This is a genomic window from Flavobacterium sp. (genome assembly GCF_004295795.1).
Lineage (GTDB): Bacteria > Bacteroidota > Bacteroidia > Flavobacteriales > Flavobacteriaceae > Flavobacterium.
The window spans coordinates 171,148-177,551 of record NZ_SEBR01000007.1 but is presented as its reverse complement, the minus strand read 5'-3'; the positions used below and the strand labels follow the sequence as shown (position 1 = coordinate 177,551).

The following is a 6,404-nucleotide window of genomic DNA, read 5'->3' as shown; positions in this document are numbered from 1 at the left end:
TCGCCTTCCGCGGGACTACTTTTGCCTGGCCGCAAAAGTAGCAAAAAGGCCTTGCGGCTCGAACCAAAAACGCGACCTGACAGCCTTGGAATTTGGAAAAGAGGCGAACAATGCGCTGTACCGTTGACGCCTCTTTTTTCCCAAATTTCAAGACGTCAGGTGCCCGCGTTTTGTGCTTAGGCCGCGGACTAATCGGAAGTGTCTATTTGCTTTTTAGCTTGCTTCGCTGCGCTAAAAACGGCTCCGTAGCAAAAAAACAGGCGTGTCTTTGACGGAAACAATCGGTTGGCGTTGACCGAGATTTTTGGGTTTTACGTTTTGCCCGAAACAACCATTAGGATCAAAAACCTTAACATTTTCTACAGAAAATCTGTAATGAACTCCCGGATTTTTCCCTGAACTTCAGCCAGACCTAACAAATCTCGGAGATTTGTTAGGTCTTAGGAAAATGCGGCTTGCGACAGTTGAAAATTCGCAGAAATGAAAAACTGTGTGAGCGACCCAAAGAGGTTTTCGCACCCAAAAAGGCTCCGCGAGTTTTTTTCATTTCCGAATTTTCAAGGCTGTCAGGTCGCCACAAACGATCTGCCGCTAGGCATTTTTGGTTCTTTTGTTGCCAGACAAAAGAACTCTCCGCCGGACAGGCGACGAAAGAAAATCAAAGCCTGCGGCAGCGCAGCTGCCGAAAAGAAGCAAAATAAGCGAAGCTTATTTATTTAGGTGTCGAGTGAGATAATTTCCGTGAACACAGAACTAAAATAAAAAGAAAAAAAAATCGTCTCACGACAATCCTAGCCCGGATGACGGCAACTAGCCTTTTGCAGAAAAAACCGAATTTTTCTTGATTTAAAACAGCGACCGCAGGAAGCTCGTTTTAAACCCTAGAAAAACCGGTTTTTGCAAAAAAGCTAGTGCCAGGTAGCCGGAAAAAGCTCCCTAAACACCATCAAAAAACTTCAAAACAATATTCATAACAATCGCAAGCATGACAATCGGAACAAACCACATCGCACGTTTGGCGCGGGCGTCGACGTTTTTATTCCGCAAAACCGAAATCGCCGAATAGCCCAAACCTGCAAGAAGAAGCGTTCCCAAAATGAGCGAAATTATCGCATTCTCGATGATGGTCGTCACCAACATCAGCGCGATAAAGGCGAACGGTAAAATCGGGATGAGTTTTTTGAATCTGCTGTTCGAGAATTCTGTGATTGGATTGAAGCTTGCCAGTTTCGATTCGATTTCGGCAAAATCTTGTAGCTGTTTTGGCACGAGAATCTGGAATCCGTTGCCGGAAACGATCAGACTTCCTGTACTTACGCGCTTTATGGAATCGATTTTCACCGTCGGGATTTCTGCCGTGGGAAGATTCATTTGCGCACGTGAAATCGCGAATTCGTCTATCGTGAGTTCGTAGCTTTGGAAAATCTCAGCTTGCTTTTTTACCGTACGATAAATCGAAAATCCTAGAAACAAAGCCAAAATTGGGATCACGAATGGCAAAACATTGACATCGGAATCGGAATTATTTGCATTCAAGGCACTTATCGAAATTCCCACGATTGCTGCAACGACCAATATCGGCAGGCCTTTTTTGAGCATTTGTCTTTTGATTTCGTCCAGTCCTTGAGGCGTGATTTTGTAGGTTTTCATTTATTTCCTGATTGCGAATTTAAGTCCGGCGTAATAATAAAGTATCGAAATGATCCCGATTGAAAATGGAATGACGGCGTAATAACGCAAACTGTCGTCTTTCGAGAAAAACTCGGTCAGCATCCAATAGGCATTGGCCAAAATCCAGAAAAATACCGCGACGTTGTGCAGCAATTCGCTCTTGATATGGCGCGTTTGCCAAGTGATCAAAGCCGCGGCTCCGATTGTCGGTATGATCATGATAACGCCAAGCGGTTTCCACAACATCACCCAGCACAAGTCTTTGACAAGCCAGAAAACGATGTGCAGATTCTCGATTTTGCGATACCTTTCGGGAATCACGTACATGGTTTCGTCGCTTTGCATTGGTCGGTTTTTGGCCAAATTTAGCAAAGTTCGGTTGTTATTGGAACTGATTTAGACGTGCAAAATCTCGTCTTCGACCAAAAGTTCGTCCCGTCTCATTTTCAGGAAAACCTGAGCTGTCGCGATCACGTCTTTTTCGCAGTAAGTGATGATGCGGTCGATGTCTTGGTCGACGTAGAAAACTTGCGCAACCTGGCTTCCGTCGATGTCGCCCTTCGGAGATGGAATTCCCAAAATCTTCGTGAGCAGTTTCAACGAAGTAAAGTGTTTGTAATCTCCGAATTTCCACAACTCAAGCGTGTCCAAATGCGGCACTTCCCAAGGTTTTTTGCCAAATAGATTGAGTTTTTCGGGCAATTGGATTTCGTTGATGATCATGCGTCTCGCAATGAACGGAATGTCGAATTCCTTGGCGTTGTGTCCGCATAAAATGTGTTGCGCGCGAGAGAAATGGTTGTTGAGCAGATTCGAGAAATCGAGCAAAATCTGTTTTTCCTCGCCAAAAAAAGAAGTGACGCGGAAGTTTCGGATATCGCTTTTGAGCACGAAATATCCAACCGAAATTGTGATGATTTTCCCGAATTCGGCCCAAATTCCGGCTCGTTCGTAAAAAGCTTCGGGCGTGTATTCGTCCCGTCTTTGGTATTGGGTTTTTTGCTCCCACAACAACTTCATCTCGTCGTCGAGGCTGTTGAAATGTTGCTCAAAAGGAACGGTTTCGATGTCGAGAAACAGGATGTTCTCCAGTGGAATTTTTTGGATCATGGCGTGTAAAATTTAAATTGGCGTATATCACTTTCTCTGGGAAAGCATTTTGTAAGTGTCTTCCAAATATACATAAAAATCGTTGCTGTGATACTCGCCCGGGTCATTTACGTTGCCGCGATGTCCGAGGCGCACGATAATCAAATCGTCTTCGGGCACGACGATCACGTATTGGCCCAAATGTCCGCGCATGTAGAAGATTTCCTTTTCGTTGAAATCGGCGAGCCACCAACCGTAACCGTAATGCAATGTTTCGACGAAACGCGGTTTGGTGCAGGTTTTGACGAAAGTGCTATCGAGAATTTGTGTGCCATTCCACGTTCCGTTCTGTTTGAAAAGTTTTCCGAAGCGCGCAAAATCACGGGCATCCGAAGCGATGCAACAATACGCTTTCACGAGTCCGTCTTTGTGGTCGGTTTGCCACAAGGCGTCATTTTCGGCTCCCATCGGTTTCCAGAATTTTTCCGACACATAAGTCGCCAAATCCTGACCTGTCGCTTTTTCGATGCACATCGCGAGCAATTGTGTGCTTCCGCTCGAATATTGAAAGCTTTGTCCGGGTTCGTATTTTACCTTGAGATTTGTCGTGAATGTCGCCAGATCGTTGTCGAAATACAATTGTGTCGTCTGTGAAAACGGACTGTAATATTTCTCGTCCCAATCGAGTCCGGACGCCATCGAAGCCAAGTCGCCAACCGTAAGTTTTTCGGCTAAACCTTGCGAATATTCAGGAAAAAACTTCCCGACTTTTGTGTCGAGACCTTCGATTTTTCCGTCCATTATCGCTTTTCCGAGCGCGGCCGTGACGATTGATTTGGACATTGAAAACGAGTTCGATTTCGAGTCTTTCGAGTAGCCGTCATAATAACTTTCATACCAAATGCTGTCGTTCTTGATGATCATAAAGGCGACCGTCCCAATTTGCTTGTGTACGCGCTCCAAGCGATCTGTAGCCTTGACCGAATTGTAATCTTGGGCGATTTTCCAAGGCTGCGGATGCTGGCCTTTCGCAATGACGCGATTGTCGAAATGGCTGTAATCGTCGAGATAAGCCGTTTGGTGTCCGTGCAGATAAGTGACCCAAACGCCTCTGATTATATACGCGTTTCCGCTCAAGATCAACGCGCCGCAAGCCACGGCAACCATTAGTGTCACTACGATCAGAAAACGTTTTAGAAATTTGAGCATATTACGAACGTTTCAGTACCATCGAAGCTTTTCCCTGAAAATTGATCGTCATTTCTTTTTCGGAATACGCCGTGATAGGAAGATTGATCACTTTCCCTTTGGCCGACGTCATCGCGATTGTCTTTTGGGCGGCGTCGTAAGTGTAAGTGCCGGTTTCGGATTTTCCCATCATCGAGAAAGTGACTTTTTTGTCGGCAGTGAAGTCGAACGACATGTCCTTGAAAATGTCTCCAGCCATTTTTTTGGATTCCTCGTCGAGATCTGGCGTGTCTGCCAAACTTTGGAACGCCCATTTCCCTAAGATTTGTTTCTCGGTTTGAGCAAAAGCCGATACGGCAAAAAACATAAAAAATACAAGTGCAACTTTTTTCATTTGGTGGTTATTTGTTGGTTTAATAAATGGTTTTATTTTCAGAAAAGACTTTGTTGTGTTGGAGGCGTTTCGTGCTCGAGCAGCCATTTCTTGCGCCAAAGTCCGCCGGCGTAACCCGTTAGCGATCCGTTTGAGCCTATTACGCGATGGCAAGGCACGACAATCCAAAGCGGGTTTTTCCCGTTGGCCGATGCGACAGCGCGAATGGCTTTCACATCACCCAATTTCTTGGACAAATCGAGATAACTTGTGGTTTTTCCGAAAGGGATCTTGAGTAGTTCGACCCAAACCGATTTTTGGAATTCGGTGCCTTTCGGATTGATCGCGAAAGTGAATTCGCTGCGTTTTCCATCGAAATATTCCGAAAGTTCAACGACAGCTTTCCTGAGATTTTTGGGAATTTTAGCCGATGTTTCCACCGAATCGTCCAAGATCGAAATAGCCGAAATCCCGTCTTGATCGCCTTCGATTCTGGCAATTCCAACAGGCGTTTTTACGAAAGCTGTTTCCATCAATTCGTTTTCATGTCGCGAATCAGACTTCGCTCCATCACGTCTCTTGAAGCGTCGGGCAAAGGCGATCTTCCAAGCGGATCTGACGTGTATTGCCGAACCGCGCTTCGTTTTATGGCGTTCGATCGGTTCACGTCTTTTTGCCAATCGTAATTCGCCGGAAGTTTATTGTCGGCTGAGTTTACCAAAAGCGTCGATTTCAAATTTGCGGGCGCAAGCGAAAGAAACGAAATGCTGTCTTTTTGAGTCGGAAACAATTCTCTCGAAAAAGTGAGTTCGGGCGCGATGAATGTGGACTTGGGTTGGATTTTTTCTTGTGCCGACGCGAAAGTTGCCGACAAAGCGAATCCGATGGAAAACAGGACGATCCTCATGACAAAATGATTTTCATAAAGATACAAAAAAACCAAAGCGGCGGCGTTGCGCGACAATTCCTAAAATTCGAGAATCGGGATTTGCATGTCGTGGAAAAGCAGGATTTTCCAGTGTTCGGCTTCTGCTTGTTTTTTCCAGATTTGGCGCAATTCGGACGCCTTTTTGCCATCGTGGTCGCTTTTGTAGGCGATGTGGAAGTCGATGTAAGATTTTTGCGGAAGATTGTCGGCTCCATAAAAAATCGTTTCCTCGCTTTCGCGGATCCAGAATTCCTGATGAAACGACGTGTGTCCGCCCGAGACGGCAAATGTGATCTGGTTTCCGATCTGACCTTCGTCCGAATCCAGATCAACTAAATTCGGAAGTTTTGAAATCGCATCCAAAATCCCGAAATCGAACGACGGATTGTCTTGTTGCGCAAAAGCCCAATCGAGTTCGCGCTGTTGGAAATAGATTTTCGCATTTGGAAAGTTGCCAATGAAATTGCCGCTTTCGAAACGTCCCAAACCGTTCACGTGATCTTTGTGGAAGTGCGAAATCAGGATTTTGGTCACTTGTTCGGCAGCGAAATCGTGGTTCTCGAGCAAGCTCAGGATTTTGGGTTTTCCATCTTCTGAAGAAAGTCCGAAACCTGCGTCGAGCAAGATCACGTCTTGAGTCGTGACGACCAAAAAAGCTTGTACGGCCATTCGCAATCCGCCCGGAAAATCGTCGATTCCGTAGAACTCCTTGTTCTTGCTGACCGAAAAATCGCCTTCTTTTAGCACAAAAATCTGCATTCCGGAAACTTATTTGGCGTGAGTCAAAATGTAGGCTTCAAGCGCTTTGAGTTCTTCGCCTGACATGCGTTTGGTGATCGCGAAATTGACTTTCATCGCCGTGTAATTCGCCGGATCGACAATCGGTTCGGCTTCTTCCTTGAGGAATTTCACGATATCGCCGTTCTTTTTCTTGTAGACCGATGCGATTTCCTCGAGCGAAGGCCCGATTATTTTTTGGTCCGGACGATGGCACGAATAGCAATTGCCTTTGGATTCGAAGATCTTCTGTCCGAGCGCTTCCGGCTTGAGGTTTTCTTCGTATTCGAAAGTTTCTTCGGCCGGCGCTTCTTTTATTCCGCAGGAGATGAAGGCCAAAAGTCCGAAAAGGAAAAGATGTTTTTTCATTTGAACGAG

The 6,404-nt window shown here is 45.7% G+C and carries 10 protein-coding genes; 1 reads left to right on the top strand and 9 read right to left on the bottom strand.

Going from position 1 to position 6,404, the window contains the following annotated elements:
• Positions 1-480 precede the first annotated feature (480 nt).
• The gene (locus EOO49_RS08435) at positions 481-720 is read left to right on the top strand and encodes a hypothetical protein (RefSeq protein WP_290844610.1); all 240 of its coding nucleotides are present in this window, start codon (positions 481-483) and stop codon (positions 718-720) included.
• Between the two features lie 216 nt (positions 721-936).
• Here the strand turns inward: EOO49_RS08435 and EOO49_RS08430 are convergent, their stop codons facing one another.
• From EOO49_RS08430 to EOO49_RS08390, 9 genes are read right to left on the bottom strand one after another with little or no spacing between them, the layout of a single operon-like run.
• On the bottom strand, positions 937-1,650 hold the full coding sequence (locus EOO49_RS08430) for a hypothetical protein (protein ID WP_290844608.1): 714 nt from the start codon (positions 1,648-1,650) through the stop codon (positions 937-939).
• The gene (locus EOO49_RS08425; protein WP_290844606.1) at positions 1,651-2,016 is read right to left on the bottom strand and encodes a hypothetical protein; all 366 of its coding nucleotides are present in this window, start codon (positions 2,014-2,016) and stop codon (positions 1,651-1,653) included. It abuts the gene before it with no gap.
• 51 nt (positions 2,017-2,067) lie between these two features.
• A complete protein-coding gene (locus tag EOO49_RS08420) occupies positions 2,068-2,781 on the bottom strand; it encodes a 3'-5' exonuclease (protein WP_290844604.1) in 714 nt (237 codons plus the stop codon).
• A 27-nt stretch (positions 2,782-2,808) separates the two neighbouring features.
• Positions 2,809-3,969 carry a serine hydrolase gene (locus EOO49_RS08415; protein WP_290844603.1) on the bottom strand — a complete coding sequence of 387 codons (1,161 nt, stop codon included), beginning with the start codon at positions 3,967-3,969 and terminating at the stop codon, positions 2,809-2,811.
• 1 nt (position 3,970) lies between these two features.
• The gene (locus tag EOO49_RS08410) at positions 3,971-4,342 is read right to left on the bottom strand and encodes a DUF4923 family protein (RefSeq protein ID WP_290844602.1); all 372 of its coding nucleotides are present in this window, start codon (positions 4,340-4,342) and stop codon (positions 3,971-3,973) included.
• Between the two features lie 38 nt (positions 4,343-4,380).
• The gene (locus tag EOO49_RS08405) at positions 4,381-4,854 is read right to left on the bottom strand and encodes a methylated-DNA--[protein]-cysteine S-methyltransferase (protein WP_290844600.1); all 474 of its coding nucleotides are present in this window, start codon (positions 4,852-4,854) and stop codon (positions 4,381-4,383) included.
• Positions 4,854-5,228 (bottom strand): hypothetical protein, encoded by a 375-nt coding sequence (locus tag EOO49_RS08400; RefSeq protein WP_290844598.1) that lies wholly within the window; start codon positions 5,226-5,228, stop codon positions 4,854-4,856. Before EOO49_RS08400 ends, EOO49_RS08405 begins: the two co-directional genes overlap by 1 nt.
• 60 nt (positions 5,229-5,288) lie before the next feature.
• A complete protein-coding gene (locus EOO49_RS08395; protein ID WP_290844596.1) occupies positions 5,289-6,008 on the bottom strand; it encodes an MBL fold metallo-hydrolase in 720 nt (239 codons plus the stop codon).
• A 9-nt stretch (positions 6,009-6,017) separates the two neighbouring features.
• Positions 6,018-6,395 carry a c-type cytochrome gene (locus EOO49_RS08390; RefSeq protein WP_290844594.1) on the bottom strand — a complete coding sequence of 126 codons (378 nt, stop codon included), beginning with the start codon at positions 6,393-6,395 and terminating at the stop codon, positions 6,018-6,020.
• Positions 6,396-6,404 lie beyond the last annotated feature (9 nt).

What these genes read in the sequence shown, in the direction of transcription:
- EOO49_RS08435 (WP_290844610.1), top strand. Translation starts at nt 481, where the DNA reads ATGAAAAACTGTGTGAGCGACCCAAAGAGGTTTTCGCACCCAAAAAGG.
- EOO49_RS08430 (WP_290844608.1), bottom strand. Translation starts at nt 1,650, where the DNA reads ATGAAAACCTACAAAATCACGCCTCAAGGACTGGACGAAATCAAAAGA.
- EOO49_RS08425 (WP_290844606.1), bottom strand. Translation starts at nt 2,016, where the DNA reads ATGCAAAGCGACGAAACCATGTACGTGATTCCCGAAAGGTATCGCAAA.
- EOO49_RS08420 (WP_290844604.1), bottom strand. Translation starts at nt 2,781, where the DNA reads ATGATCCAAAAAATTCCACTGGAGAACATCCTGTTTCTCGACATCGAA.
- EOO49_RS08415 (WP_290844603.1), bottom strand. Translation starts at nt 3,969, where the DNA reads ATGCTCAAATTTCTAAAACGTTTTCTGATCGTAGTGACACTAATGGTT.
- EOO49_RS08410 (WP_290844602.1), bottom strand. Translation starts at nt 4,342, where the DNA reads ATGAAAAAAGTTGCACTTGTATTTTTTATGTTTTTTGCCGTATCGGCT.
- EOO49_RS08405 (WP_290844600.1), bottom strand. Translation starts at nt 4,854, where the DNA reads ATGGAAACAGCTTTCGTAAAAACGCCTGTTGGAATTGCCAGAATCGAA.
- EOO49_RS08400 (WP_290844598.1), bottom strand. Translation starts at nt 5,228, where the DNA reads ATGAGGATCGTCCTGTTTTCCATCGGATTCGCTTTGTCGGCAACTTTC.
- EOO49_RS08395 (WP_290844596.1), bottom strand. Translation starts at nt 6,008, where the DNA reads ATGCAGATTTTTGTGCTAAAAGAAGGCGATTTTTCGGTCAGCAAGAAC.
- EOO49_RS08390 (WP_290844594.1), bottom strand. Translation starts at nt 6,395, where the DNA reads ATGAAAAAACATCTTTTCCTTTTCGGACTTTTGGCCTTCATCTCCTGC.